This is a genomic window from Mycobacterium sp., assembly GCF_035274705.1.
Taxonomy (GTDB): domain Bacteria; phylum Actinomycetota; class Actinomycetes; order Mycobacteriales; family Mycobacteriaceae; genus Mycobacterium.
In genome coordinates this window covers 1-25,758 of sequence record NZ_DATENY010000076.1, presented here as the reverse complement: position 1 = coordinate 25,758, position 25,758 = coordinate 1, and the positions used below count along the sequence as shown (strand labels likewise).

The window sequence follows — 25,758 nt, the reverse complement described above, 5'->3', positions numbered from 1 at the left end:
TCCTCCTTGAGGACGGGTAGGCCCAGCGACCGGCTGCGGCCGCGGAACTCAGCGATCACCGTGTCGTCGCGACGGACGGTCACGTCGTATACGCCCGACCGGCCGCGCAGTGCGACCTCACGCGCCTCGGCCACCAGCATGTCGCCGAGGCGGGCGGACGCGAGGAACTCCACGTGGAAGCCGGACGAGACGGTCACAGAGCCGTGGCTGTTACAGGCGAAGGCGAAGGCGCTGTCGGCCAACGTTGCGATGAGACCGCCGTGGCACATGTCATGGCCGTTGACCATGGCCGGCGTGACCACCATCGACACACATGCCCTCCCGGGCGCCACCTGCTCGATGACCATGCCGAGCGTCTTGCTGGCCGCGTCGGCCGACCACATCCTCTCGGAGCAGCGGCGGGCGCGCCCGTCGGGGTCGTTCACCACGTGTAGAACCCTCTCCCGGTCTTGCGGCCGAGCTCACCGGCCGCCACCTTCTGACGCAGCACCTGCGGCGGCGCGAACCGCGGCCCGAGCTCCCGCTCGAGGTGCTCGGCGATGGCCAGCCGGACGTCGAGGCCAACGATGTCGGTGGTCTTCAAGGGGCCGACCGGGTGCCGGTAACCGAGCGTCATCGCGGTGTCGATGTCCGCGGCGGACGCGACTCCCTCGTCGAGCATCCGCATCGCCTCTAGCGCGATGGCGACGCCGAGCCGGCTGCTAGCGAAACCCGGCGAGTCCTTGACCGTGATCGCGGTTTTGCCCAGCGCCGCTACCCACGCCTGCGATGACTCGACCAGCTCCGGGGCGGTGCGGGCCCCGACGACGACCTCCACGAGGTCGCTGACCGGGACGGGGTTGAAGAAGTGCAGGCCGATGAGTCGTGCGGGGTCGGGTAGCGCATCGGCGAGAGCGTCGATGGACAGCGAGCTGGTGTTGGTGCCGATGGCCGCCCGCGGCGCCACCTCTGCGATGCGTGCGAGTACCTGCTGCTTGACCTCGAACAGCTCGGGCACGGCCTCGACCACCAGGCCGGTGGTCGCGAGGGACTCGGCGTCGGTCAGGACCGTGATGCTGCCCTCGACGCGCGTGCCCTTCTCAGCCGCCTTGGCGATGCCCTCGTCGATGCGTTCGCGGGCCGTGTCGGCCGACTGCTGGCCCCCCTCCACCACCGTCACCGTGGCGCCGGCGACGGCGAAGGCGTGGGCGATCCCGGCACCCATCCGGCCACCGCCGTACACACCGACCGCGCGAGGGATGGCGGTGTGAGTCATGTCGTCTCCTTGCGTCGGTCGAGAAAGGCGGTCATGCGGGCGTGCTTGTCCTCGGTCTCGAAGAGCACGGCTTGGGCGATGTCGTCGATAACCGGGTGCGACTCCCGAGGTGCGTGGAACACCTTCTTTGTGAGGCGTACAGCCAGGGGCGCCGAGGCGGCGATCCGGTCGGCGAGACGGTGGCCTGCGGCCTTGAGCTCCTCTGCAGGGACGACCTCGTTGAGCAGGCGTAGGGCCAGAGCTTCGTCGGCGTCGAGGACCCGACCGGCCAGAAGGATTTCCTTGGCCACCGGCTCCCCGACGAGCTCACGCAGCCGCCATGCGGCACCGGCGGCTGCGAGGATCCCGAGACCGGGCTCGGGGTTGCCGATCTTCGTCGTAGGAGTGCCGATGCGGAAGTCGCAGGCGTAGGCGAGCTCCGCGCCGCCGCCGAGGGCGTAGCCGTCCATCAGTGCGATCACCGGCATCGGCAGTCGATGGATGCGGTCGAAGATGGACGAGTTGATCCCCGCCAGGGCGTCATCGCGGCGACGATCACGCAGCTGGCCGATGTCGGCTCCGGCGGCGAACGTGCCGCCCGAACCGACCAGAAGCGCGACGCGCGGCTTCTCCTCCAGCGCGTGACAGGCGTCGTGCAGCGCATCGACTAGGGCTCGGTCGATCGCGTTGCGAACCTCCGGACGGTTAAGGGTGAGCACGACGCGATCGTCGTGCTCATCGACCAGCAGCGGCTCGGACATGGGACTCCTTGGTCAGGTGAGCGGGTCAGGCGTCGAAGTCGACGGTGACTGTCGGGCTGACCGGGAAGGTCTGGCAGGTCAGGACGAAGTTGCGGGACACCTCGTCGGGCTCGAGGGCGTAGTTGCGGACCATGTCGACCTCGCCGTCGCAGATCTTCGCGCGGCACGTCCCGCACACGCCGCCCTTGCAGGCGAACGGCAGGTCGGTGCGGATCTCCTGGGCCGAGTCGAGAATGGTCTGGCTCCGCGGCATCGCCGTGGTGGTGGTTCTGCCGTCGAGCATCACGGTGACCTCGCTTGTCACGCCGTCGACCACGCGGTCCACGTGCCGAAGCTCAGGCGGCGGCTCGTCGACGTAGAACAGCTCGAAGTGCACCCGCCCCTCGGGCACGCCGAGCTCGTCGAACACCTTGCGCGCGTCGGCGAGCATGCCGAACGGTCCGCACAGCCATACGTGGTCCAGCTCAGCGACCGGCACCAACTCGGTGAGTAGCCGTCGGAGACGATCGGAATCGAGGCGCCCGGAGAAGAGGTCGACGTCACGTGGCTCGCGGGAGAGCACATGCACGAGGTCGAACTGCTCGTGGTGGGCATCCTTCAAGTCGGCGAGCTCCTCGGCGAACATCACCGAGGTCGTGGTGCGGTTGCCGTAGAGCAGCGTCAGCTGCGCAACGGGGTTCTGCAGCACGGACGCCGCAATCGAGAGCATCGGTGTGATGCCCGATCCCGCCGCGATGCACACGTGGCGTCCGCCCTCGGCCGGGTCGGCCCGGAAGCTTCCACTCGGAGGCTGGACGTCGATCCGGTCGCCGGGCTTCACCTCGTGCACGAGCCAGTTGGAGAACAGTCCTCCAGGGATCCGACGTACGCCGATGCGCGGCGGGCGGCCGACAGGTGAGCAGATGGAGTAGGTGCGCCGGTGCTCGACGCCGTCGATCACGCGTCGCAGCGTGAGCGACTGGCCGGCGTCGAAGTCGAACAGAACGCGAAGCTGCGCTGGCACCTCGAACGTCACCGCGACAGCGTCGTCCGTCAGACGCTGCACGTCTGCGACGACGAGGGTGTGAAAGCCGGTGCGGGCCCGGGGATCCCGGGTCAGGGTCTCAGTCATCCTCAGATTTCCTTCACGTGGTCGAAGGGCTCCAGGCACGCCCTGCAGCGGTACATCGCCTTGCAGGCAGTGGACCCGTACTCCGAGGTCAGGGCGACGTTGTTGGCGTCGCAGCGCGGGCAATGTACAGCGCGCCGGGGCGCGGCGAGCTGCAGCGTCACCGGACCCTCACGGCGGGGGGCCGGTCCGGGCGGGGAGATTCCGGCCTCGGCCAGTGCGGCCCTGCCTGTCGGTGTGATCCAGTCGCTGGTCCACGCCGGGTGGAGCGCGACCTTGACGCGAACGTCCTCGAAACCCTCCTCCTGCAGCCGGCGGACGAGGTCGTCGCGCATGGTGGCCATCGCCGGGCAGCCCGAGTAGGTGGGCGTGATCGACACGACAACCGCGCCGTCCTCGGACACCTCAACGTCTCGTAGGACACCGAGGTCGGCCAGGGTGAGCATCGGCAGCTCCGGGTCGACGACCGTCGCGGCTACCTGCCAGGCACGCTCGACACGGCTGGTGACGTGCGTCGTCACCACCGACCCCTGGGGTGTGCGCGGGCGACACACTGCATCTCGGCGAGCATCCTGCTCAGGGCCTCAGTGTGTATTCCGTCGCGGCCCTTGCGTCCGCAGACGCCTGCCAGCGGACGGGAGTCGGGCCGGTCGGCCCCGCTGGCGGCGAGCACCTGCTCGACCACCACGTCGACCTCGTCCGAGATCGTCGACGGATCGACGCCGACCCCGGCTTGGGCGGCCGCACGCTCCACGTCGTGGGCCTCGAACAGCTCGTCCCACAGTGGCCAGAGCCCGCCCAGCGCCTCGACAACCCGGCGGCGGGATTCGTCAGTGCCCTGGGCCAATGTGACGAACCAGCGCCCAGCGAAGTCGCGGTGGTAGGCAACCTCTTTGACCCCCTTGGCTGCGACGGCGGCGAGGACGGCGTCCTTGCTGTGCACAAGCCGCTCGAGGATCGCGAGCCGCCACGACGAGAACAGCAGGATGCGCGTGATCGTCTCTGCGAAGTCGCCGTTGGGTACCTCGACGAGCCGCACGTTGCGGAACTCGCTGTCATCGCGGAAGAACGCCAGTCGGTCCTCGTCGGGCACCGGTGAGTCGTCGGGTAGCGGAGGAACGACCGAGGGGTCGGCCGCCGCCGCACGGGCGAGCAGCAGCCGGGCCTGGCCAAGTAGGTCGAGGGCGATGTTGGCCAGCGCGATGTCCTCCTCGAGGTCGGGCGCACGGCTACACCACTCCGATAGGCGCTGTGAGAGCACCAGGGCGTCGTCGCCCAGCATCAGGCAGTACGCCGCCATCACGGCCGGGTCGACCCCTTCAGGCACCGTGGTGTCGACGCCCGCGAGCGGGTCCTCGAAGTCGGTGCCGAACGCCCAGTGCGCGTCGTTGACGAGGAGTCCGGCGTAAGCCGAGTCGTGGGGGTCGGCATCGTGGATGTGCACGTCAGGCATGTCTCTTCTCCGTCCTCACATGTGCGGGACGTTGTCGGGAATTGCGTAGAACGTCGGGTGCCGGTAGACCTTGTCGCCGCTCGGCGCGAACAGCGGGTCCTTCTCGTCGGGGCTGGACGCGGTGATGTGGGTGGAGCGGACCACCCAGATGCTGACGCCCTCATTGCGCCGCGTGTAGACATCGCGTGCGTGGCGCAAAGCCATCTGGTCGTCGGCTGCGTGGAGCGATCCCACGTGCACGTGGTTCAGCCCGCGTTTGCCGCGGATGAAGACTTCGTAGAGCGGCCATTCGGCCCGGACCTGGTTGCTCATCCGGCTGCCTCCTCGGGCTGGTGGGTCTGCATGTCGGCGAAGGCCAGCGCAGCTTCGCGCACCCAGGCGCCGTCCTCCCAGGCCTTCTTCCGGTGGGCGATCCGCTGTGCGCTGCAGGGACCGTCGCCCTTGACCACGGTCCAGAACTCGTCCCAGTCGATCTCGCCGAAGTCGTGAGCGCCCCGCTCCTCGTTCCAGCGCAGCTCCGCGTCGGGAAGGGTGACGCCGAGCGCTTCGGCCTGCGGGACGGTCATATCGACGAAGCGCTGGCGCAGCTCGTCGTTGGTGTGCGTCTTGATGCCCCAAGCCATCGACTGCTCGGTGTTCGGGGACGCGTCGTCGGGCGGGCCGAACATCATCAGCGCCGGCCACCAGAACCGGTTCACGGACTCCTGAACCATCGCGCGCTGCTCGTCGGTGCCGCGCATCATTGTCATGAGCAGCTCGAAGCCCTGGCGCTGGTGGAAGGACTCCTCCTTGCAAATCCGGATCATCGCCCGCCCGTAGGGGCCGAAGGAGGTCCTGCACAGGGGCACCTGGTTGCAGATCGCGGCACCGTCGACGAGCCAGCCGATCGTTCCGACGTCGGCGTAGGAGAGCGTCGGGTAGTTGAAGATCGAGGAGTACTTCTGCCGGCCGCTGATCAGCATTTCGGTCAACTCGTCGCGGGAGGCACCGAGGGTCTCAGTCGCGGAGTACAGGTATAGCCCGTGGCCCGCTTCGTCCTGCACCTTGGCAAGCAGGATCGCCTTGCGGCGCAGGGACGGTGCGCGCCCGATCCAATTGCCCTCGGGCTGCATGCCGATGATCTCCGAATGCGCGTGCTGGGCGATCTGGCGGACCAGCGTCTTGCGGTACGCCTCTGGCATCCAGTCGCGCGGCTCGATCCGGTCCTTGTGCTCGACGGTGGCCTCGAAATGGGCTTGGAGCTGCGCCTCGCCGACGGCCGATGTCATGGATCCTCCAGAGAGCTTCGCGGCCATTTACTGACCGAACGTTCTGTATTACTCTGGCACAGGCACAGCGGGTCGCGCAATGGCCCGTCTCTTCGATCGGAAGGAAAGCTCGCCGTGAGCGCACTGCTGGAGAGCTATGTCGCGGGGCACTGGTACCGCGCTGAGAACGAGGGCGAGCCGGTCCTCGACGCCGTGAACGGACAAGAGGTGGCCCGGGTCTCGAGCGAGGGTCTGGACTACTCGGCACTGGTGGCCCACGCGCGCCAGGTGGGCGGTCCGAAGATCCGGTCGCTCACGTTCCACGAGCGCGCGAGCCTGCTCAAGACGCTGGCCAAGCACCTCGGCGGCGCCAAAGACGAGTTCTACGCGCTTTCCCTGCGCACCGGGGCAACCCAGCGCGATTCGATCGTCGACATCGATGGTGGCATCGGCACTCTGTTCTCCTACGCCAGCAAGGGGACCCGCGAGCTGCCGAACGACACCGTCGTGCTGGACGGTGCCGTGGAACGCCTTGGCCGAGAGGGCAGCTTCCTCGGTCAGCACGTCTACACCTCGCGCCCCGGCGTCGCGGTGCAGATCAACGCCTTCAACTTCCCCGTGTGGGGCATGCTCGAAAAGCTCGCGCCGGCATTCCTCGCCGGCCTGCCCAGCATCGTCAAACCGGCCAGCCAGACCGCCTACCTCACCGAGGCTGTGGTCCGTCGGATCATCGAGTCCGGCATTCTCCCCGAGGGCGCCCTGCAGCTGGTGTGCGGCAGCGCGGGCAGCCTCCTCGACGAGCTCGGCGAGCAGGATTCGGTTGCCTTCACCGGGTCCGCGCATACGGCCGCCATCCTGCGCAACCACCCGTCGGTGCTGCACGGAGGAGTCCGACTCGGCGTCGAGGCCGACTCGCTCAACTGCTCGATATTGGGTCCCGACGTCACCACCGAGGACCCAGAGTTCGATCTCTTCATCAAGGGCGTAGTCACCGAGATGACCGTCAAGGCCGGCCAGAAGTGCACCGCCATCCGCAGGGCGCTGGTACCCGAGGCCATAGCTGACGCGGTCGTCGAGGCGATCAGCGCGCGGCTGGCGAAGATCACCGTTGGAAACCCGGCCGTCGAGGGTGTCCGGATGGGCGCCCTGGCCAGCCTGGCCCAGAGGCAGGAGGTGCGCAAAGCCATTGAGGCGCTGCGCAACAGCGCCGACATCGTGTACGGCGACCCCGACCATGTCGATCTCGTCGATGCCGACGCCGAGAAGGGCGCCTTCCTGTCCCCCATCCTCCTGCGGGCGCACGCAGACGCCGAAGAGCCGCACGACGTGGAGCCCTTCGGACCGGTCAGCACCGTCCTGACGTACGGGTCGGTGGACGAGGCCGTCGCCCTCGCCGCGCGCGGCAGGGGCAGCCTCGTCGCGTCGCTGGTCACCCACGACCCGCAAGTCGCCCGCGACGTCACCCTCGGGCTGGCGCCGTGGCATGGGCGGCTGCTGATCCTCGACCGCGACGATGCCGGCGAGTCCACTGGCCACGGGAGCCCGCTGCCCGTGCTCGTGCACGGCGGTCCTGGCCGCGCCGGCGGCGGCGAGGAGCTCGGCGGCATCCGTGGCGTGCTCCACCACATGCAGCGGACCGCTGTCCAGGCGTCGCCCGACATGCTCACGGCGGTCACCGGCCGCTGGACCACTGGATCGAAGCGCGCGATCGAGGATGTCCACCCATTCCGAAAGAGCCTGGCAGAGCTACGTATCGGCGATACCATCGAGTCGGCGGCGCGCGAGGTGACCCTCGCCGACATCGAGCACTTCGCCGAGTTCACCGGGGACACGTTCTACGCCCACACCGACCCAGACGCCGCTGCCGCCAACCCGCTCTTCGGCGGCATCGTGGCCCACGGCTACCTCGTGGTGTCTCTGGCCGCGGGCCTGTTCGTCGAGCCGAACCCTGGCCCTGTGCTGGCGAACTTCGGCGTCGACAACCTCCGCTTCTTGACCCCGGTCAAGGCTGGCGACTCGATCCGCGTGACCCTAACCGTCAAGCAAATCACTCCGCGCAACTCCGCGGACTACGGTGAGGTTCGCTGGGACGCCGTCGTCACCAACCAGGACGACTCCACTGTGGCGACGTATGACGTGCTGACACTCGTTGCGAAGACATGGGAGCAGAGCTGATGCACCGGCTGACCATCCAGTACGAGACACCAGTTGATCCCGAGGCCTTCGACCGGCAGTACTTCGAACGGCATGTGCCGCTGTGCAAGCCACTGCCGGGCCTGGTCGCGATGTCGTTTTCCAAGCCGCGCACGCTGGGACCCGGCAAGGCCCCATATCTTGTCGCCGAGCTGGACTTCGCGGACGGCGAGACTCTCAAGGCCGCGCTGCGCTCGCCGGAGATGGCCGCCGTGGCCGACGACGCGCAGACGCTTCAGGCAGACCGCGTCATGTTCACCGGGGAAGTGAGCGGCGGCTAAGCGGGCCTCGTCGCATGGAACGATGACCGCATGAGCGAGCGTGAGCGTGACGGGGTCCGACGGCTGCCGTCGGGTGAGGTTCGTCCTACATACAACCTCGACCGGCTCCTCGATGTCGCTGCCCGGGTTTTCACCGAGCGTGGCTACGACGCCACCAGCTTCCAGCACCTTTCGCATGCGTCCGGACTGTCGAAGTCCTCGATCTATCACCACATCGAGAGCAAGGAGCAACTACTGCGTCTCGGCCTCGAGAAGGCGCTGGAGCCGCTGATGGCCAGTACCGCAGAGCAAGCCGCCATCGCGGGCCGTGCGGTCGACCGGCTGACTCACCTGATACGGCGCAACATCGAGATCATGGCCGAGCGGTTGCCCTACGTCACGCTGTTGCTCAACGTGCGCGGCAACACGGAAACTGAGCGGTGGGCATTGGAGCAGCGTCGCGCCTACGACAAGATCGTCGCCGGCGTGGTCCAAGAGGCGATCGACGAGGAGGACATCCGTGCGGACGTCGATGCCCGAACCACGGCGCGCCTCATCTTCGGCATGACCAACTCGGTGCGGGAGTGGTACCAACCCGAGCGGCATCTGAAGCCAGCAGACCTCGCCGAGCAGGTGTGCTCGCTGCTGCTGGACGGGATCCGAATGCGCTAGCGCTCAGCGCTTGTCGCGGTTGTCGATGATCCGCCGCATCTTGCCGGCCGAGCGCTCGACCGACTCTGGAGCGACGACGTCGACGCCGACGGTCACGCCGATCGAGTTCTTCACCAGACGCGTGAGCTGAGCTCCGGCTTCGAGGGCGGTGTCGCTGCTGACGCCGTTGCGGTGTTCGACGAGGACGGTCAGCTCGTCGAGCTGGCCAGCACGCGACAATAAGCACTGGAAATGCGGAGCGAGCGCGGGCACGCGGAGGATGAGCTCCTCGATCTGCGTCGGGAAGAGGTTCACTCCACGCAGGATGATCATGTCGTCGGTGCGGCCGGTGATCCTCTCGATCCGGCGCATGGTGCGCGCCGTGCCGGGCAGCAGCCGCGTCAGGTCTCGGGTGCGGTAGCGAATGATCGGCATCGCGTGCTTGGTCAGAGACGTGAAGACCAGTTCGCCTGGCTGGCCGTCGGTCACCGGCTCCAGCGTCACCGGGTCGACGATCTCGGGGAAGAAGTGGTCCTCCCAGACGGTCGGCCCGTCCTTGGTCTCCACGCACTCGCTGGCGACGCCGGGGCCGATCACCTCGGACAGCCCGTAGATGTCGACCGCGTGCATGTCCAGCCGCTCCTCCATCTCGCGGCGCATGTCGTTGGTCCACGGCTCGGCACCGAAGATGCCGACCTTGAGTGAAGTCGAGCGCGGGTCGATGCCCTGCCGTTCCATCTCCTCGACGATCGACAGCATGTACGACGGCGTGACGGTAATGATGTCTGGCCGGAAATCGAGGATGAGCTGAACCTGGCGCTCGGTCATGCCGCCGGAGACGGGCACCACTGTGCACCCGAGCTTCTCGGCGCCGGCGTGTGCGCCGAGGCCGCCGGTAAACAGACCGTAGCCATAGGCATTGTGGAAGATGTGCCCAGCCCGGCCTCCGGCCGCGCGGATGCTGCGCGCGACGACCGTCGCCCACGTCTCGAGATCATCGCGGGTGTACCCGACCACGGTTGGGCGCCCCGTCGTACCTGAAGAGGCGTGCACCCGCACCACCTGCTCGCGCGGGACCGCGAACATCCCGAAGGGGTAGTTCTCGCGCAGGTCCGCCTTCGTCGTGAAGGGCAGTTTGGCCAGGTCGTCCAGTGACTTCACGTCGTCCGGATGGACGCCAGCGGCGTCGAAGGCAGACCGGTAGTGGGGCACGTGATCGTAGGCGTGGCGAACCGACCAGCGCAGCCTGTCGAGCTGCAGCTGGCGCAGCTCGTCCACCGACGCGGTTTCGATCGGTTCGAGGTCTCCCGGTCGCGGGTTCAGATCCTCCATGGGCACGTCTCTCAATTCTCGCCTCGCCGTACTGGTCTGTACTCCCAACGGTGACCGATCAGCGGACTGACGAGTTGGATGACGCCGCACGGTACTTGACCGACCGAACATTCGGTGCGTAATGTGACGGTCTTAACAGGAGAGGTGACCGATATGGATACCGCCACGGGCTTGACAACCGGCTTCGAGGACTGGGAGCAGAGGATCTGTCGCACCTTCGTGCCGCTACGAGCGCGCTGCTCGGACGGCGCGAGCCATTTCAGCGGGGATGTCGGCTCCGCCAGCATGGGATCAGTGGTATTGGCCGACGTGTGCGCGTCGCACGCCGTAGTGGAGCGGACGCCTCGGCTGATCCGTCGAGACGACCCCGAGCTCTACAAGTTCGGCCTTCAGGTCAGCGGTGAGAGCGTCGTCGAGCAAGACGATCGCCAAGCCCATCTACGACCTGGCGATCTCGCCATCTACGACACCTCGCGGCCGTACCGCATTTCGTTCGCCGACGACTTCAGAATGACGGTCGCGATGTTCCCGCGCTCGCTCGTGCGCCTGCCCGAGAAGCACATGGCCGCGCTGACCGCCGTACGGCTGGCGGGCGACACCGGACTGGCCTCCTTGATCGCACCCCTGATGCGCGGACTGAGTGCGGAGCTCAACGCTACCCGCCCAGTGATCGCGACCCATCTCGGCGACGCGGTGGTGGACCTGGTGACCGCCGCGTTCGCGCAGCAGATGCAGCTGCCCCTCGAGGCGGACGCCCCAGGCACCCACCGGGTGCTCATCGCCCAGGTCAGCAAGTTCATAGACGATCACCTCCACGACCCCGAACTGAGCACAAAGACCGTCGCGGACGTCCACTTCGTGTCGGTCCGCCTGCTGCAGAAAGTGTTCATGGCGGAGGGCACCTCGGTGTCCACGCTGATCCGCACGCGGCGGCTCGAGAGGTGCAGACGCGACCTCGCCGATCGCCACCAACAGCACCTGTCCATCGCCCACATCGGCCACCGGTGGGGCTTCCCCGACCCTGCGTACTTCTCGCGACTATTCCGCAGCACCTACGGCGTCGCACCACGCGAATTCCGCAAGTCGACGCAGCCTGACGTCGACACGACGCAGAGCATGACGATGTTGTCCCGGGTCTCGTAGAAATTCGGGTTGTCGGCGCGCAACTCCTCCCACGGGTTGAACCCGCCGCGCGAGGCCTCGTCCTACAGTTCGGCATTGGCCATCGCCGCTTCCGCGAATGGGCGGTCCGACCTTCATGTGGTCGCCGATCGCTGGAGCGCATCGGCGATCGTGTGATCTGCCAGCGCCTCCAGTCGGCCGGTCCAGACCGGCGGTCTTTTCTGCGCAAAGGCGGAGGTGCCTTCCCTGGCGTCGTCGCTGGCCATGATGAACTCGAGTGCCTTGGTGTTCATGGTCCACATCGGATGACTCCAGTCGGACCCGAAATTGCGGCGATGAGACATCACCCTCTTACTCATCGCGACGGCCAGAGGTGCGTTTTCGGTGATCGCCCGCGCAATCCTCAAGGCTTCTGTCAACACCTGGTCCGGCTCCACGACAGCGTTGACCAGGCCCCACCGCAGTGCTGTCTCCGGCGTGATCGGCTCGCCGGTCAATACGGCAGCGGCGGCTAGCTTCGGCGGCAACTGATCGGGCAGCCTCAGCAATCCACCGGCGCCGGCGATCAGCCCACGCGTGACTTCCGGTAGCCCCAGACTTGCCTGTGAACTCAGCACGGCCAGATCGCATGCCAGCACGATCTCGGTGCCACCCCCGAGGGCGAATCCGTTCACAGCTGCGATCATCGGCTTGTCGATGTAGTGCTGCACCACTCCGGCGAAACCCCATTCGGGATGCTCCGGTGAAACGAACGACTCCCCTGCGGCAAGCGCCTTCAGATCAGCGCCCGCGCAGAACGCTCGACCAGCTCCGATTATGACCCCTACCCGAAGGTCAGGATCACAAGCCAGTTCATGCACGGCATCGCCGACCGCAGTCGATACCGCCGCGTTGACCGCGTTGAGCGCTGCCGCACGATTAATCGTGATGACCCCGACGGCGCCTTCTCGACGAAGCAAGGCCAGACCCTCAGATGATGGATCTCCCAAGCGAATCCTCCTCCATCTCGGCCGGAACGGAACCCCAAGTCCTTCGAACCGGCTTCTAAGGCGTCTTGTTCGTCACGCTCGCCAATGCGCGCACGACTCGGATCAACACCTCGGTTACACACGTCAGGCCGCGTCGGCCAATGTGTCGTAGGTGAACGCTGCCATCAGATCGAGATCCCCCCATCCACTGGCAACACGACGCCAGTGACGTAACCGGCTTCGGCTGAAGCCAAAAACCCGACCGTGCCGCACATCTCCTCGGGAGCGCCGAAGCGGCCCAACGGGATGGCCGCGGCCAGTTCGGCTTTCTTGCCCTCCGGGATGGAAGCGACCATGCGGGTCTCGGCGTTGGGTGAAATCGCATTCACTGTCACGCCGAACCGGGCCAATTCCTTGGCTGCGGTCTTGGTGAATCCGATGACACCGGCTTTGGCCGTGGCGTAGTTGGCTTGACCGGTGTTGCCACGCAGACCGGTGTATGAAGTGACGTTGATGACCCGGCCGTAACAGCGGGCACGAAAGTGCGGTACGCACGCCCTGGTGAACCGGAACGTGCCACCTGCGTGGGTGGCCAGCACCTTGTCCCAATCATCGTCGGTCAGCTTCCACAAGACCTTGTCGCGCAAGATGCCTGCGTTGTTGACCAAAACGTCGATGCGCCCGGATTCGGCCGTCACCCGCTCGATCGCCGCGTCGACATCGCTGGTCTCGCTTACATCGGCGTGGATGGGCCGAGCACCGATTTCATCGGCTCCCAGCTTTACCTCTTCAGCGTCATAGTCCACCAAATACACCGACGCCCCGGCGTCGGTGAAGAACCGGCCCAGTTCCAGCCCGATACCACGTGCGCCGCCGGTGACGATCACTACCTGGCCGGTGAAGTCGAACGAAAGATTCTGCACGGCGGGTCCTTTCACCAAGTCACGATGGATCAGAGCAGTTCGAGGATGGTGGCGTTGGCCTGCCCGCCGCCTTCACACATCGTCTGCAGGCCATACCGAATGCCGTTGTGCCGCATGTGATACAGCATTGTGGTCATCAACCGGGCACCCGCTCCTCCCAGTGGGTGCCCTAAGGCGATTGCACCACCACGCGGGTTGATCGCGGCCAGGTCCACACCGAACTCCGCGGCCCAGGCCAACGTCACCGACGCGAACGCCTCGTTAACCTCGAACACTCCGATGTCGTCGAGACGAAGTCCTGATCGCGCGAGCGCCTTATGCGTCGCCGGGATCGGCCCGGTCAGCATCGGCATCGGCGCCGATCCCGCCACCACCGCGGTGTGGACCCGAGCCAATGGATCCAATCCGGCGCTGGCCGCAGCCTCACTGGTCATCATCAGCAACGCCGCCGACCCATCAGAGATCTGCGACGAATTCGCCGCCGTCACCCGCCCGCCCTCGCGGAACGCCGGCGCCAACCCCGCCAGCTTCTCCTTGGTACCGCCCCGGCGAATCCCCTCGTCGACCGCGACCGGGTAGCCGTCGACGTCGGTGGTGACGATCTCCTCGGCGAACAATCCCGCATCGGTGGCCGCGGCGGACCGATCGTGCGACTGCAAGGCGAACTCATCGAGCCGCTCCCGTGACAGCTGCCACTTCTCGGCGATCATTTCAGCGCCGATGCCTTGGCTGGGGAACCCCGGCCCGTACCGTGCCGCATAACGCGACCCCAACGGATTACCGCTGGCCTGAGCCGACCCCATCGGCACCCGCGACATGCTCTCCACCCCACCGGCGACCACGACGTCGTACTGCCGCGATCAGCCCGGCCGCCGCGAAATGTACTGCCTGCTGCGAAGACCCGCACTGCCGATCCACGGTCGTCCCGGGAACCGATTCAGGCCACCCTGCCGACAAAACCGCGGTGCGCGCAATGTCGAACGCCTGCTCCCCCACTTGACTCACACACCCCCACACCACATCGTCGACGACCATCGGATCCACACCGGCGCGCGCCGCCAACGCACTAAGTACATGCGCCGACAAGTCCGCCGGATGGACCGACGACAAACCACCACCGCGCTTGCCGACCGCCGTGCGCACGGCACCCACAATGACTGCGTCAGTCACGGAAGGACACTCCTTGTCGTGGCATCAGGGCATACCTCGCGCGAGTGGACCGCGCGTGGATCGCTACTGCCGAAAGACGTTGCTGCTGGTGAACTCTCAACTCTGTGGCGTCACGCACGAGCGCAGCGGCAACCACCGTGGTCACGGCGACCATGCACCGCGCTGCCATCGATCTCGCCGGAACCGTTGACGCGGAGATCCAGTCCCCCACCAAAGATGTCAACCCTGGCAGTCGCACTGTATGCGCCGCAGGGCGTTTCGTCCCTGCCATGCCTGACGGTTCGATCGTCGCCGCGCGGTACTCGCACCGGTCGGTTAATCCCCACTGAGACAACGTTCGCCTCAACAACTCTGACGTGTCGCTGAGACCCGTCAGCTCGCCGACATTCAGCATCCCCGCGCTATCCACTCTTCGAGGTGGGGCGCCTCGGCCGTCACGGTGGTGTGATCGCCATGTCCGGTGTGCACCCGGGTCTGACCGGGCAGTGTGAGGATGCGGTCGCGGATGGAATCGATGATGGTGGGAAAGTCGCTGTGGGAACGGCCAGTAGCCCCCGGTCCCCCGGCGAACAGGGTATCGCCGGAGAACAGCGCATGTGTCTCGGACAGGTAAAGGCACACCGACCCCGGAGAGTGGCCGGGTGTGTGGATGACTTCGAGTTCGGTGCCGGCGAAGCCGATGCGCTGATGATCGTCCAGACGCCAGTAGCGTTCCTCGGGATGTGTGGCCTTCCAGAGCATGTCGTCGCCGGGATGCAGGAGCACCGGCGCGTGCAGGGCCACGGCCAACTCGGGTGCGACGGTGACGTGGTCGTCGTGGCCGTGGGTGACAACGACGGCCACCACGTTGCGGTCGCCGACGGCATCGAGGACGGGGGTGGCGTCGTGGGCGGCGTCAATGATGACGGCCTCGTCGTCATCGCCGACCACCCAGATGTTGTTGACAACGTCCCAGGTGCGGCCGTCGAGGCTGAACGTGCCCGAGGTGACGACGCGGTCAATGCGCATCTGGCCGCTCACTGCACCACCACCGAACGCAGCACCGTTCCCTCATGCATGATGCGGAATGCGTCTTCGACGTCATCGAGCTTGATGCGCTCGGTGACGAAACGCTCGAGTGGGAGCCGGCCTTGCTGGTACAGGTCAACCAGCATCGGGAAGTCCCGCTCGGGCAGGCAGTCGCCGTACCAGGAGGACTTCAATGCTCCGCCGCGGGAGAAGAAATCGACCAGCGGCATCTCCACGCGCAGCTCCGGGGTGGGCACCCCCACCAGAACGACGGTGCCGGCGAGGTCGCGGGCGTAGAACGCTTGTCGCCAGGTTTCCGGGCGCCCGACCGCGTCGATGACGACGTCGGCGCCGTGTCCGCCGGTGAGTTCCCGCACCGCCTCGACGGTGTCGACCTCACTGGCATCGACGACATGGGTTGCTCCAAGTTCGTTGGCCCACTGCAGTTTCCGCTCATCGCGGTCGATCGCGATGATGGTGCCCGCGCCAGCGAGCCGGGCGCCCATGATGGCCGCGTCACCGACACCACCGCATCCGATGATCGCCACCGAATCACCTCGGGAGACGTTGCCGGTGTTGACCGCCGCCCCGAGTCCGGCCATCACACCGCAGCCAAGCAATCCCACCACCGCGGGATCGGCGTCGGGATCGACTTTTGTGCACTGCCCGGCATGGACGAGGGTTTTCTCAGCGAAGGCGCCGATGCCCAGCGCCGGGGTCAGCGCGGTGCCGTCGGCCAATGACATGCGTTGGGTGGCGTTGTGCGTGTCGAAGCAGTACTGCGGGCGTCCGCGCCGGCACGCCCGGCACTGTCCGCACACGGCCCGCCAGTTGAGCACGACGAAGTCGCCCACGGCCACCGACTCGACTCCCGCACCGATCTGTTCGATGACGCCGGCGGCCTCGTGGCCCAGTAGGAACGGGAACTCGTCGGTGATGCCGCCCTCGCGGTAGGTCAGGTCGGTGTGGCACACGCCGCACGCTTGGACCCGCACCACCACTTCGCCGTAGCCGGGATCCGGGATGGTGATGATGGCGACCTCCACCGGATCGCCCGCAGAGCGCGCGATCACGCCTCGGACGTCCTGGGGCATGTGTTCCCTCCTCTCGGGCCTGGTCCAATTGGGCACACAGGCCGCGGTGTCGCACCGCGTCGAGGGCGCCGGATCGGCCTGCGTCCCCACTGTGCTGACTCGTCGGGCAGCTGACTATCCGCTGCGCGCGGCTACATCCGCTTTGCGCAAGCCGATCTGCGTCGAACGATCGGCCCGGGCGGCGCGGTGTGAACGCCTCCGAGGCTCGTCTCCAGAACGAGGAGGTCGATTGTCAGCCGTCGCTGAGCATGCTCGGTGGGAGCCGTCACCGTGCAGAACTCTCCACGCAGACTTTGCGTTGCGCGGATAGAGGAACGCAAGGTGGATAGCGTAGTCGCTCTTTGGTGCGGCAGCGTGTGTCTGCGTACCGCGGGGCAGCGGGGTTTGTTCGGACGGAGGTCTCGACCGCTGCCGAAGCGATGATTCGGCACAACCCTGGGGATTTCGATTCCGGTCCGCCGACGACATGAAGTGGAGGTATCCGATGACTGCGTTTGACGGATGTGTGTATCGCGTGACCGACGGTGGTTATGAGGAGGCGCGCCGGGCCGCTGTGTGGAATGGGATCAAGCCGAACCGTAAACCGGCTGTGATCGTGGTGGCCGGGAGCCGCGACGACGTCGCCCACGCCGTCGCGCTCGCACGTGCGGAGGGGTTGTCGATCGGTACGCGATCGGGCGGACACAGCTGGGTTGGCAACGCGGTGCGGGATGGTGGGCTTCTGCTGGATCTCTCGCGGCTCAAGGCGATCGACGTTGATCCCGACGCGTTGACGGCGACGATCGAGCCCGGGGTGCACGTCCACGAGCTGGCGGCATCGCTGTCAGCGCACGGTCTGTATTTCCCGACGGGTCACTGCCCGAGCGTGGGGATCGCAGGGTTCATCCTGGGCGGTGGCTCGGGCCTGAACTCCTACTCTCGTGCAGTCGGCCCAGCTGCATTCAGTCTTCGCGCGATCGACGTCGTCACCGCCGATGGCGAAACGTTGCACGCCACCGACGACGAGAACGCCGACATCCTCTGGGCGGCGCGCGGCAGCGGGCCTGGCTTCTTCGCGGCCGCGACACGCATGTACCTCGATCTCAGACCGATGCCGGGTGTCATCGCGTGGGCGATGCAGATACATCCGTTGTCGGCCTACGACGAGTTGGTTCCCTGGTACCTCGAGACCAACAAATCTCTCATGCGTGCCGGATGCCCCGCACTGCTCATCGCCGCCGGCAACCCACTGTCGGGTCAAGAAGGCGCAGTCTTGACCATTACGTCATACGTCTTCGCGGACGACCTCGAACACGCGAAAACTCTGATGGCTCCGCTGGAAACCGCTCCCGGTCTCTCCTCAGCGCTGCTGTGGCAGCGGCCACGCGCCTGCTCGATCGAAGAACTGTTTGTGCTGTTCGATCAGCTCTATCCCGAGGGTTATCGCTACCTTTCCGACAACGTATGGATCACCGACCCGACTGACCGCCAGCTGTGGCAGGACACCAAGTCCATCATCGATTCGTTGCCGACCGCGCGGTCGAGCGTCTGGTTGATCCCTGGTCTACAACAGACCCATCCCAACGCCGCATACAGTCTGTTTTCGGAGATCTCACTGCAGGTGTACGCCGGCTATGAGGACATCTCGCAAGACGAAGAAATGCTTGCCTGGCACACAGCCGGTCTTGAAAGCATCGATCGGTATTCCCTCGGCGGCGGATACGTCGGTGATTCCAACCTGTTCCGTCATCCGATGGCCGTACTACACCCGGACAGCGCTTCGCGCCTTGAGACACTGCGGCGCAAATACGACCCCGAGGGCCGGTTCTTCAGCTACCCGTCTGAGCTTCCGCTGGCACGGCTGTAACCAACTGTCTGCCTTGACCGACAGCCGGGTGCGCCGGGCCATCGTGATGCCACGGGATTCAGCGAGGGTCACACACGCTGAGCCCGACGCTGGCTTTGCGGCGAACGAGTGCCGCGATACCGAGGGCTTCTTGCGGTGTATACGAGGCGAATTCGAGTTTGTCGAAGTCGTTGCTGGTTGTGGATAACGTCGCGCTTGGTGGATAGCCGTGTCTGACCGACGGGTTCCACAGTGAGGGCTATGACTGACGAAGGAGCGTTCGTGAGCACCAACTCTGACCGCAACGCGGCCGACATCGTCGGGCCGTTCAAACCGGGCCAGCCCCCGATGGCCACCGGCTGGCCGGGCGTGAATCATCACACCGTCGAGGACGGGTCATTGCTCATCGAACGCGACGTACCGGTGACGATGCGCGACGGTGTCGATATCCGAGTTGATGTGTTCCGGCCGCGCGACCTGTCGACGGATCTGCCGGTGCTCATGGCCTGGGCTCCGTACGGCAAGCATGGCGGCTTGATGTGGGACACTCCGTTCTTCCGTGGATATGACCTGGGTTTCGACACCACACTATTGTCGAAATACACCCCTTTCGAGTATCCGGATCCGGTGTGGTGGTGTGCCCGCGGTTACGCCGTCGTCTTCGCTGACATGCGCGGCACCTGGGGATCGGACGGCGATGCGGCGTATTGGTCCCAGCAAGAGGCACACGACGGATACGACACCGTCGAGTGGGCCGCGGCACAGCCGTGGAGCAACGGCAAGGTAGGGCTCATCGGGTGTTCGAATCTGGCTTGGGCGCAGTGGTATATCGCCGCGACCCAACCTCCGCACCTAGCCGCCATCAATCCATGGGAAGGTGTGAGCGACTTCTACCGTGAATTCGCCTTCCACGGTGGGATTCCCGAGACGAACTTCGTCGCGGCGTGGCACATGCTCGCAAGCTTCTCACGCAACCAGGTCGAGGACATTCCGGCTGCGGCAGCAGCCCATCCGCTGCTCGACGAGTACTGGGCCGCCAAAGGCGCTGACCTATCGAAGATCGAGGTGCCCGCTTTCGTCGCGGCAAGCTGGTCGGACCACGGGCTTCATACGCGCGGAACACTCGAGGGCTATCGTCGCATCTCGTCGAAGCACAAGTGGCTGCTCGTGCATGGCGGCAAGAAGTGGGCCGCGCAATACTCACCGGAGAACCTCGAGCGTCAACTCGCGTTCTTTGATCGCTTCGTCAAGAACGTCGACCGCACACCGGTCGACGAATGGCCGCCGGTCGTTATAGAAGTCCGGAACAGCATCTCGGGCGGCGTCTTCCGCGACGAGAACGAGTGGCCTCTCCAACGGACGCGATACCAGAAGTTGTTCTTGACCGGCGACGCGGCGTTGGATTACACGCAGCCCACCCACACCGGCGTGATTCGATACGACGGCGCGTGCGGGCGCGCGATGTTTGATCTGACCTTCGACCGGGCCACCGAGCTCACCGGGTATATGGCGCTGCGCTTGTGGTTTTCCGCCGAGGTGGCCTCCGACGCCGACATCTTCGTGGCCGTCCAGAAGCTCGACGCGTCGGGCGTCGAGGTGCCGTTCCACTTCTTCGCAGTACAAGAGGACGGACATGTGGCTCTGGGCTGGTTGCGCGCGTCGCATCGAGAACTGGACCTCCATCGGAGCACCCCCGCGCAACCCGTGCACACCCATCGCAGCGTTGAGCCGTTGCCGGCCGGTGGCGAGCCGGTGCCGCTGGACATCGAGATCTGGCCGTCGAGCACCGTGTTCGAGGCCGGGGAGACGTTGCGGCTGGTCATTCAGGGACGCGACATCAACTCCTATGCGCCGATGACGCCGACGTCGGCGCATGACAGCCGCAACAACGGTGCCCACCGCATCCACACCGGCGGCCGATACGACAGTCACCTGCTCGTGCCCGTCATTCCGACGTCATGAGCTGAACACTGGGCCGCCACGGACTCCGCATCGCGCCGCCAGGCGGCGTAGCGATCGCATGGCTTGCGGGAATAATCGGCTCACTCGATGCCCTCTCCGGGCGCTCAAAAGGCCACCGGGTGTGGTCATTTCGGGTCGAATCCCGTCAATTTCCATTGCCCATCGATCTTTTCGAGATTGACTTGCACCACCGACGCCGTGCTGGTGGGTGTTCCGCCACCGACGGTGATCGTCTGGTCGATGAACAGGACCAGTGTGGCGTTTGTCGGCGTCGTCGAGGTGACCGCAGCAGCCGGTACTTTCGCGGTGGCTGAGACGTCCTTCTGGCTGGCACCGGGCACCACGACGTCTTTGACCAGCGACAGGAATGAGTCGCGAAAGGTGCCAGACAATCGGTCTCCGGCCTTGGTGAGCGTCGCCTCCGCGGTGTCGGGAGCATAGGACAGCATTTCGGTGGCGATGTCCTTGGCGGCCGGCACGGATTCGGCTGCCGCGGCTTGTCGGGATGCCAACGTTGATTGGTCATATTTCAGATATGCCGCTACGCCGGTGAGCAAAAAGGCGACCACGGGCAACACAGCGAACGTGAGAACGCGTGTCAGACGCTTCGGTTGCGTGATCGGCGTCGGCGCACTGGCCGCCTGGCCATCCGCACCACCGGGCTCTGTCTCGGCCTCGGTCGTCGCATCGCGGTCCTCACCTTCCAGCGTCAGCGTCGAGTCGGTCTCGCCGGTGGTCAGATGCTCGGTGGTGGGCAACCGATTCCGTCGCCACAGGAAGCGCAGTGTCGGGATCCGCGGCGCCCGCCGTGACGGCGCGTCCGAGGTGGCCGGAAGCGCCTCGGTGGTCTTTGGGTCTTGGCTCACGGCACGAACTCCACGTTGGATACCTTCACGTCATCACCGACTCTGGTCACGGTCACCCTCAGGCGCCACGCGCGCAGCTGCTCTTGCGGTGCAGCGGCGCTGGAGGTCTTCACGCTGACGGCCACCAGCACCCGGGCGTCATCGTGCGACGCGCTTTCCAGCCCTGCTGCGGTCACGGTGCCCGTTGATTTCGACTTGAGTTGCTCTACGGCGTCGACGAACGGTTTCGACCGGTTCGAGAAGTCGTCGTAGAACGCGCCGGTGGCTGAGTCCGTGATGCGCCGAACATCGGCGTCGGCGTGTTGGGAGTCGATGGTGGTCAGGTTCACCGCGGCTTGGCGGGCCACGTCGACGAACGATGCGTCACGTGAAGCCGTGTCGTGCAGTGACTTTGCCTGCCATGCCAGCCACCCGGTGAGGGCACTCAGGACGATCACGATGGCGACGACCGGGGCGGCAGCAGTGCGATGGGCGGGCCGTCGCTTGCGCTGGGCGCGCATTTCGTCGGCGTCGTGCGAGACATCGGGGTCGGTGAGGTCGGTTGCCGCGTCTGTGGTGTGGCCGGGTAGGGCCGATGCATCGAATCGGTTTGCGGTGTCGGTGTCGTCGTCGGGGGTGAGGACGGTGGCCGCGCGGGATTGCATCGGTCAGTTTCCTTTCGGAGCAGTCAGCATGTCCTGCCACGTTCGCGGTGCGCCGGAGCCCTGCGCCAAGTTCGATTGGGTGTAGGTGCGTCCGTCGGGGCCTATGTAGCTGCCAGTGGCGGGGTCGTAGGTTGCAGTGCCGATTGGTGGCGCAGGCGCGGCCGGAGCGGCGCTGGGTAACGCCGCATCAGGCGGCATCTGCGGAATCGGTTGCCCGGACGGCGTGGCGTTGGGATCGCCTTTCCAGTTGTAGCCGTCGTTGAGCGGCACGTAATCCTCGTCGCTTTCACACATCTTCACCGTCGGCGCGCGCTTACCTGGACGCGTTTCGCACGGGAGATTGCGAGCTCCGCGGACGTTGAACATGGCGTCTTGCGGTATGCGGCAGTACAAAGACCCCTCGGGGCGATCCGGGTAATCCGTCGCGCTGGGCGCCCGTTGCTGTTGGGCGGGAAGGAAGCCGGTAGTGCAGGGCGGTGGAAGGTTCAGGTTGAGGTTGAACGACAGATAGACGCCCTTGTAGTCCTGTTTGGTGTTGCGGGAGGCGAGCGTTGCGCCTTGCACGAGTTCAATGGCACCCGGCACGAGGACGAGTACCTGTTCGATGTTGGGCTGGTACACCAGTGCCGTCTGGGTGAGCCCGACCAGATTGCTGAGCAGGATCGGCACGCTCACGTTGAGGCGGTCGAGTAGCGCCTTGGTCTCGCCGAAGGCGGCCGGACCGTTTTGGAGCAGACCGCGGACCGAGGCGTCTTGGTCGCGAAGTTGACCGGTCACATTGGCCACGTTGGCGGCCCACGCTTGGATGGCGTCGGAGGTGTCGGTTTGACTGTCCAGCAAGGGTTTCGACTGATCGATCAGCGTGGTAATCGAGTCGAGATTCTTTTTGGCGTCGATGGTAAGGGTGGTCGAGCCCCGCACGATCCGCGACAATTCAGGGCCCAGACCACCCACGGCGGTGTAGGCGTCGTCGACAGCCGCCTTGAGGTTGTCGCGGGGAATGGCCTGCAAGCCGGTGTTGGTGGCGCTGAGCAACGCGTTGATGTCGGGCGGGACGGTGGTGCGGTCGAGCGTGATCACGTCGCCGTCGGCCAGGGTCGGGCCGTCGCCGCTGCGGGGCTCGAGTTCGACGAAGACTTCACCGACGGCGGTTTGGCTGTGTACTTGCGCACGCAGATTGGCCGGGATCTTGACCGCAGAGTCCAGTGTGAGCACGGCCGTGGCGCCGGTGGGGCCGAGCTTGACTGCCTCGACTCGACCAACCGTCGTGCCGCGGTAGGTGACGTTACTGTTGGTGTAAAGACCTGCGGCTGTGGGTAGTTCGACGCTCACGCGGTAGCGCCCGACGCCGAACCACAGGTTCGGTAGGTCAAGTACGCGGAAGGACATCAGCGCACCTGCGACCAGGGTGATGATGGCGAACAATGCCAATTGCAGTTTGGTGCTTCGGTTCAGGTGCATGTCAGGGTCCCTGATTCCACTTGTATGGCGCCAGAAGCGGATTCCCTGCCGTGTATGGGCTGGGGAGCTGCCCGATGGTGCGGCCCCACTGGTTTTCGAGTTCTGTCAGGTCTCCTTCCCATCGCGTCCCGGTGAACAACGACGCATCCAGTCGGCTCAGCGTCAAGTCCACGACGAGGGTCACGTTGCCGAAGTCACCGCGCATCCACTTGTCCAACGAGTCTTTCGGGAACGGATATGTGGCCAGCAGATTTAGCGATCGTGTCAGCGCAGGGCCGGCGTTGGCCAACGATTCCAGGACCGGACCGAGATCCTTGACTTCCTGCACCAGGGCTTGTCTGGTCTGGTGAACCGAATCCGAGGCCAAAGCGCTGAACTTGCCCATTGATCCAAGGCTGCAATGAGATTCTCGCGCTGTCCGTTCAGCGTCTTCAGCGCCTCGGGCAAGGTGTCGAGCGCGCGGTCGATGGCGGGTCGTTGTGCGGCGAACTGGCTGACCAGCCGGTTGACGCTGTCGGTTGCCGCGATGATGTCGTCGGTCTGCTCGTAGAGCCTGCCGGTGAAAGCGTTGAGCTGCTCGAGGAAGCTGCGAACGTCGTCTTCCCTTCCTGAGAAGGCCTGGCTGAGCGCTGCGGTGATGTCTTGTACCTGCCCGAGTCCGCCTCCGTTGAGCAGCATCGACGCGGCGGCCAACGTCTGCTCGGTGGAGGGATAGCCGCCAGCCGCCGACAGGGGTATGAGCGAGCCCTCGTGCAGTTTGCCTTCTGGCGGCGCGTCGGTCGGTGGTGCGAGTTCAACGTGCAGCGAGCCCAGCAGGCTGGTCTGCCCGAGCGTCGCGGTGGCGTTGGCCGGTAGATTGACGTCGCCGTTGAGCGTCAACGTCACCAACGCGTGCCAGTTCTGACGCTCGATCTTGGTGACCGTGCCGACGTTGACGTCCCCGACGCGCACGCGGGAGTTCTGCTGAATGTTGTTGACGTCGGGCATTTGTGCCTGGATGGTGAAGGCGCCCGACCCGTGCCCTTGCGTGCCAGGCAGTGGGATCGAGTTCAGTCCGCGCCACTGACATCCCGATAGTCCCAGTGCCGCCAGGATCATCAGCATCGCGCCAACGCGGCGGCTGGTGGCGGTCATCGTGGTCCCTGGTGTGGCGGCATCATCATCCCGGGCAATCCAGCGGCGGGGTCGGTTTGTTGCACCGGTGGGAGCGGGGGTGCTTGTTCGGCGGCCAGGGGGGCCGACGGTACGGGTGGCGGCGTGCCGTCGGGTGAGGTCACGGGAGCCGGATTCGGTTGTGGTGGCATGTAATCGGGCCTCATCCAGTCCTCGCTGTAGGTGACTTCGTTGGGCCGTGCCGCGGTCCCGACGAACGGGTTGAGACCCAGTGGTGGGAAGTTGAGCTGACGATTCTTGACGATGGGCGCCAGGTATTGCACGCACAGCTTCGCCGACTGCTCGGCGCCCAGCCGCGACGCTGCCTGAACGGCGCCGCATAGGAAGGTGATCGGGTCGCGGAACATGTTCACCGCGGCGATGCCGGTGATGGTGCCCTGTGCTGGCTGATAGGCGTTGTTGGCGTTGGAGATTGTCGTCGGCGCAATGTGCAGGATCTGCTTGATATCGTCGAGGCTGCCGGTGGCAGCCTGCGAGATTGACGCGAGTTTGTCCGTCGCGGTGCCGAGGGTCTCCCGGTTGTCGGCGACGAAATCCTTGACGTCGGTCACCACGTCGTTGAAGTCCTTGACGGCGTTGGCGACCTCGTTGGGGTTGTTGGCCAGAAGAGCCGTGACAGCCGCGAGGTTGGTGTTCAGTTGTTCCATCAGGTCGGTGCTCTGATGCAGACCCGATACCAGGGTGGCCAGATTGCGCACGCTGGTGAATGTGTCGTCGCTGTGATCGCCGAGGGCTGACAGTGTTTGCGACAGCTCGAGGATGGAGTCGTGAATGTTGGGGGCTTGGCCGTGCAGGTTGGCAGCCACGGTGTTGACGAATTCGCCCAAGGTGCTGACGCCGCCGGGTTGGGTGGGCTGCAGCATCTGCGTCAGCTTTTGCAGTTCGGTGCGGAACTGGTCCCATTCGACGGGTACCGCGGTGCGGTTCTGCGGGATGACCGCGTCGTTGCCCATGACGGGCCCGCTGGTGTAGGGCGGCGTCAGTTGGATTGCGCGAGCGGTGACCAACGTCGGGGACAGGATGGCGGCCTTGGCGTCGCTGGGCACGCGGTAGGTGTCGTCGAACCAGAAGCTGACCTTGACACGGTTGGGTTGCGGTTCGATCTTGGCGATCTTGCCCACTGGCACGCCGCGGATCAGCACATCGTCGCCGACGAAAACGCCTCTGGTGGTGTCGAAGTAGGCCACGACGTTGGTGTGTCTGGTGCTGGTGGGTCCGCTAGTGATCAGCGGGAGTGCGCATACCAGGACCGCTGCCAGGGTGACGGCCAGGATCGCGCGTATTTTTCGGGTCCTGGTCATGG

General features: G+C 65.7%; 23 protein-coding genes and 2 pseudogenes. 6 read left to right on the top strand and 19 right to left on the bottom strand.

The annotated features are described in order from the left end of the window. The 8 genes from paaI to paaA form a co-directional block, all read right to left on the bottom strand. On the bottom strand, positions 1-428 hold a 428-nt coding region (paaI, locus tag VJV41_RS17335), incomplete at its 3' end, for a hydroxyphenylacetyl-CoA thioesterase PaaI (protein WP_325335856.1). Then, on the bottom strand, positions 422-1,255 hold the full coding sequence (locus VJV41_RS17330) for a 3-hydroxyacyl-CoA dehydrogenase family protein (protein WP_325335854.1): 834 nt from the start codon (positions 1,253-1,255) through the stop codon (positions 422-424). The genes VJV41_RS17330 and paaI, both read right to left, overlap by 7 nt. Then, positions 1,252-1,995, bottom strand: coding sequence for an enoyl-CoA hydratase/isomerase family protein (locus VJV41_RS17325; RefSeq protein WP_325335852.1), 744 nt, complete (start codon positions 1,993-1,995; stop codon positions 1,252-1,254). Before VJV41_RS17325 ends, VJV41_RS17330 begins: the two co-directional genes overlap by 4 nt. A gap of 25 nt (positions 1,996-2,020) precedes the next feature. Next, positions 2,021-3,106 (bottom strand): 1,2-phenylacetyl-CoA epoxidase subunit PaaE, encoded by a 1,086-nt coding sequence (gene paaE / locus VJV41_RS17320; RefSeq protein ID WP_325335850.1) that lies wholly within the window; start codon positions 3,104-3,106, stop codon positions 2,021-2,023. Positions 3,107-3,108: 2 nt separating this feature from the next. Next, positions 3,109-3,624 carry a 1,2-phenylacetyl-CoA epoxidase subunit PaaD gene (gene paaD / locus VJV41_RS17315; protein WP_325335848.1) on the bottom strand — a complete coding sequence of 172 codons (516 nt, stop codon included), beginning with the start codon at positions 3,622-3,624 and terminating at the stop codon, positions 3,109-3,111. After that, complete coding sequence (gene paaC, locus VJV41_RS17310) at positions 3,621-4,556, bottom strand: 1,2-phenylacetyl-CoA epoxidase subunit PaaC (protein ID WP_325335847.1); 936 nt, start codon at positions 4,554-4,556, stop codon at positions 3,621-3,623. The genes paaD and paaC overlap by 4 nt, the downstream gene beginning before the upstream one ends. Before the next feature lie 15 nt (positions 4,557-4,571). Beyond that, the gene (gene paaB, locus VJV41_RS17305; protein WP_325335845.1) at positions 4,572-4,868 is read right to left on the bottom strand and encodes a 1,2-phenylacetyl-CoA epoxidase subunit PaaB; all 297 of its coding nucleotides are present in this window, start codon (positions 4,866-4,868) and stop codon (positions 4,572-4,574) included. Beyond that, positions 4,865-5,824, bottom strand: coding sequence for a 1,2-phenylacetyl-CoA epoxidase subunit PaaA (paaA, locus tag VJV41_RS17300; RefSeq protein ID WP_325335843.1), 960 nt, complete (start codon positions 5,822-5,824; stop codon positions 4,865-4,867). The genes paaB and paaA overlap by 4 nt, the downstream gene beginning before the upstream one ends. A 114-nt stretch (positions 5,825-5,938) precedes the next feature. Between paaA and paaZ the strand changes: the two genes are divergently transcribed. Genes paaZ through VJV41_RS17285 form a run of 3 tightly spaced genes read left to right on the top strand, consistent with a single transcriptional unit; the run spans position 5,939 to position 8,928 of the window. Further along, complete coding sequence (paaZ, locus tag VJV41_RS17295) at positions 5,939-7,978, top strand: phenylacetic acid degradation bifunctional protein PaaZ (RefSeq protein ID WP_325335841.1); 2,040 nt, start codon at positions 5,939-5,941, stop codon at positions 7,976-7,978. After that, the gene (locus VJV41_RS17290; RefSeq protein ID WP_325335839.1) at positions 7,978-8,277 is read left to right on the top strand and encodes an EthD family reductase; all 300 of its coding nucleotides are present in this window, start codon (positions 7,978-7,980) and stop codon (positions 8,275-8,277) included. The genes paaZ and VJV41_RS17290 overlap by 1 nt, the downstream gene beginning before the upstream one ends. Positions 8,278-8,307: 30 nt before the next feature. Then, positions 8,308-8,928, top strand: a complete 621-nt coding sequence (locus tag VJV41_RS17285; protein ID WP_325335837.1) for a TetR/AcrR family transcriptional regulator — start codon at positions 8,308-8,310, stop codon at positions 8,926-8,928. Between the two features lie 3 nt (positions 8,929-8,931). Here the strand turns inward: VJV41_RS17285 and paaK are convergent, their stop codons facing one another. Then, positions 8,932-10,239, bottom strand: coding sequence for a phenylacetate--CoA ligase PaaK (paaK, locus tag VJV41_RS17280; protein ID WP_325335835.1), 1,308 nt, complete (start codon positions 10,237-10,239; stop codon positions 8,932-8,934). A gap of 153 nt (positions 10,240-10,392) precedes the next feature. Between paaK and VJV41_RS17275 the strand changes: the two genes are divergently transcribed. Continuing rightward, on the top strand, positions 10,393-11,382 hold the full coding sequence (locus tag VJV41_RS17275) for a helix-turn-helix domain-containing protein (protein ID WP_325335833.1): 990 nt from the start codon (positions 10,393-10,395) through the stop codon (positions 11,380-11,382). Between the two features lie 113 nt (positions 11,383-11,495). Here VJV41_RS17275 and VJV41_RS17270 read toward each other — a convergent pair whose 3' ends face one another. From VJV41_RS17270 to VJV41_RS17250, 5 genes and pseudogenes are all read right to left on the bottom strand, one after another. After that, on the bottom strand, positions 11,496-12,350 hold the full coding sequence (locus VJV41_RS17270; RefSeq protein ID WP_325335832.1) for a crotonase/enoyl-CoA hydratase family protein: 855 nt from the start codon (positions 12,348-12,350) through the stop codon (positions 11,496-11,498). 164 nt (positions 12,351-12,514) lie between these two features. Beyond that, positions 12,515-13,252 (bottom strand): SDR family NAD(P)-dependent oxidoreductase, encoded by a 738-nt coding sequence (locus tag VJV41_RS17265; RefSeq protein WP_325335858.1) that lies wholly within the window; start codon positions 13,250-13,252, stop codon positions 12,515-12,517. A 29-nt stretch (positions 13,253-13,281) separates the two neighbouring features. After that, a pseudogene (locus VJV41_RS17260) lies at positions 13,282-14,422 on the bottom strand (thiolase family protein). A gap of 387 nt (positions 14,423-14,809) precedes the next feature. Continuing rightward, positions 14,810-15,442 carry an MBL fold metallo-hydrolase gene (locus VJV41_RS17255; RefSeq protein WP_325335830.1) on the bottom strand — a complete coding sequence of 211 codons (633 nt, stop codon included), beginning with the start codon at positions 15,440-15,442 and terminating at the stop codon, positions 14,810-14,812. Continuing rightward, positions 15,439-16,524 (bottom strand): S-(hydroxymethyl)mycothiol dehydrogenase, encoded by a 1,086-nt coding sequence (locus VJV41_RS17250; protein WP_325335828.1) that lies wholly within the window; start codon positions 16,522-16,524, stop codon positions 15,439-15,441. Before VJV41_RS17250 ends, VJV41_RS17255 begins: the two co-directional genes overlap by 4 nt. A gap of 484 nt (positions 16,525-17,008) precedes the next feature. On the opposite strand from VJV41_RS17250, the gene VJV41_RS17245 reads away from it, so the two are divergent. Then, on the top strand, positions 17,009-18,370 hold the full coding sequence (locus tag VJV41_RS17245; RefSeq protein ID WP_325335826.1) for an FAD-binding oxidoreductase: 1,362 nt from the start codon (positions 17,009-17,011) through the stop codon (positions 18,368-18,370). A gap of 261 nt (positions 18,371-18,631) precedes the next feature. Beyond that, positions 18,632-20,311 (top strand): CocE/NonD family hydrolase, encoded by a 1,680-nt coding sequence (locus tag VJV41_RS17240; RefSeq protein ID WP_325335824.1) that lies wholly within the window; start codon positions 18,632-18,634, stop codon positions 20,309-20,311. 125 nt (positions 20,312-20,436) lie between these two features. Here the strand turns inward: VJV41_RS17240 and VJV41_RS17235 are convergent, their stop codons facing one another. The 5 genes and pseudogenes from VJV41_RS17235 to VJV41_RS17215 form a co-directional block, all read right to left on the bottom strand. After that, positions 20,437-21,177 (bottom strand): hypothetical protein, encoded by a 741-nt coding sequence (locus VJV41_RS17235; RefSeq protein ID WP_325335822.1) that lies wholly within the window; start codon positions 21,175-21,177, stop codon positions 20,437-20,439. After that, positions 21,174-21,821, bottom strand: coding sequence for a hypothetical protein (locus VJV41_RS17230; RefSeq protein ID WP_325335820.1), 648 nt, complete (start codon positions 21,819-21,821; stop codon positions 21,174-21,176). Before VJV41_RS17230 ends, VJV41_RS17235 begins: the two co-directional genes overlap by 4 nt. Positions 21,822-21,824: 3 nt before the next feature. Continuing rightward, the gene (locus VJV41_RS17225; RefSeq protein ID WP_325335818.1) at positions 21,825-23,282 is read right to left on the bottom strand and encodes an MlaD family protein; all 1,458 of its coding nucleotides are present in this window, start codon (positions 23,280-23,282) and stop codon (positions 21,825-21,827) included. A 1-nt stretch (position 23,283) separates the two neighbouring features. After that, positions 23,284-24,416: pseudogene (locus VJV41_RS17220) on the bottom strand (virulence factor Mce family protein). Next, on the bottom strand, positions 24,413-25,756 hold the full coding sequence (locus VJV41_RS17215; RefSeq protein ID WP_325335817.1) for an MCE family protein: 1,344 nt from the start codon (positions 25,754-25,756) through the stop codon (positions 24,413-24,415). The pseudogene VJV41_RS17220 and the gene VJV41_RS17215 overlap by 4 nt, the downstream one beginning before the upstream one ends. Between the last annotated feature and the right edge of the window lie 2 nt (positions 25,757-25,758).

What these genes read in the sequence shown, in the direction of transcription:
- VJV41_RS17275 (WP_325335833.1), top strand. Translation starts at nt 10,393, where the DNA reads ATGGATACCGCCACGGGCTTGACAACCGGCTTCGAGGACTGGGAGCAG.
- VJV41_RS17230 (WP_325335820.1), bottom strand. Translation starts at nt 21,821, where the DNA reads ATGCAATCCCGCGCGGCCACCGTCCTCACCCCCGACGACGACACCGAC.
- VJV41_RS17290 (WP_325335839.1), top strand. Translation starts at nt 7,978, where the DNA reads ATGCACCGGCTGACCATCCAGTACGAGACACCAGTTGATCCCGAGGCC.
- VJV41_RS17215 (WP_325335817.1), bottom strand. Translation starts at nt 25,756, where the DNA reads ATGACCAGGACCCGAAAAATACGCGCGATCCTGGCCGTCACCCTGGCA.
- paaC (WP_325335847.1), bottom strand. Translation starts at nt 4,556, where the DNA reads ATGCCTGACGTGCACATCCACGATGCCGACCCCCACGACTCGGCTTAC.
- paaB (WP_325335845.1), bottom strand. Translation starts at nt 4,868, where the DNA reads ATGAGCAACCAGGTCCGGGCCGAATGGCCGCTCTACGAAGTCTTCATC.
- VJV41_RS17225 (WP_325335818.1), bottom strand. Translation starts at nt 23,282, where the DNA reads ATGCACCTGAACCGAAGCACCAAACTGCAATTGGCATTGTTCGCCATC.
- VJV41_RS17250 (WP_325335828.1), bottom strand. Translation starts at nt 16,524, where the DNA reads ATGCCCCAGGACGTCCGAGGCGTGATCGCGCGCTCTGCGGGCGATCCG.
- VJV41_RS17285 (WP_325335837.1), top strand. Translation starts at nt 8,308, where the DNA reads ATGAGCGAGCGTGAGCGTGACGGGGTCCGACGGCTGCCGTCGGGTGAG.
- VJV41_RS17325 (WP_325335852.1), bottom strand. Translation starts at nt 1,995, where the DNA reads ATGTCCGAGCCGCTGCTGGTCGATGAGCACGACGATCGCGTCGTGCTC.
- paaE (WP_325335850.1), bottom strand. Translation starts at nt 3,106, where the DNA reads ATGACTGAGACCCTGACCCGGGATCCCCGGGCCCGCACCGGCTTTCAC.
- VJV41_RS17245 (WP_325335826.1), top strand. Translation starts at nt 17,009, where the DNA reads ATGACTGCGTTTGACGGATGTGTGTATCGCGTGACCGACGGTGGTTAT.
- VJV41_RS17330 (WP_325335854.1), bottom strand. Translation starts at nt 1,255, where the DNA reads ATGACTCACACCGCCATCCCTCGCGCGGTCGGTGTGTACGGCGGTGGC.
- paaA (WP_325335843.1), bottom strand. Translation starts at nt 5,824, where the DNA reads ATGACATCGGCCGTCGGCGAGGCGCAGCTCCAAGCCCATTTCGAGGCC.
- paaK (WP_325335835.1), bottom strand. Translation starts at nt 10,239, where the DNA reads ATGGAGGATCTGAACCCGCGACCGGGAGACCTCGAACCGATCGAAACC.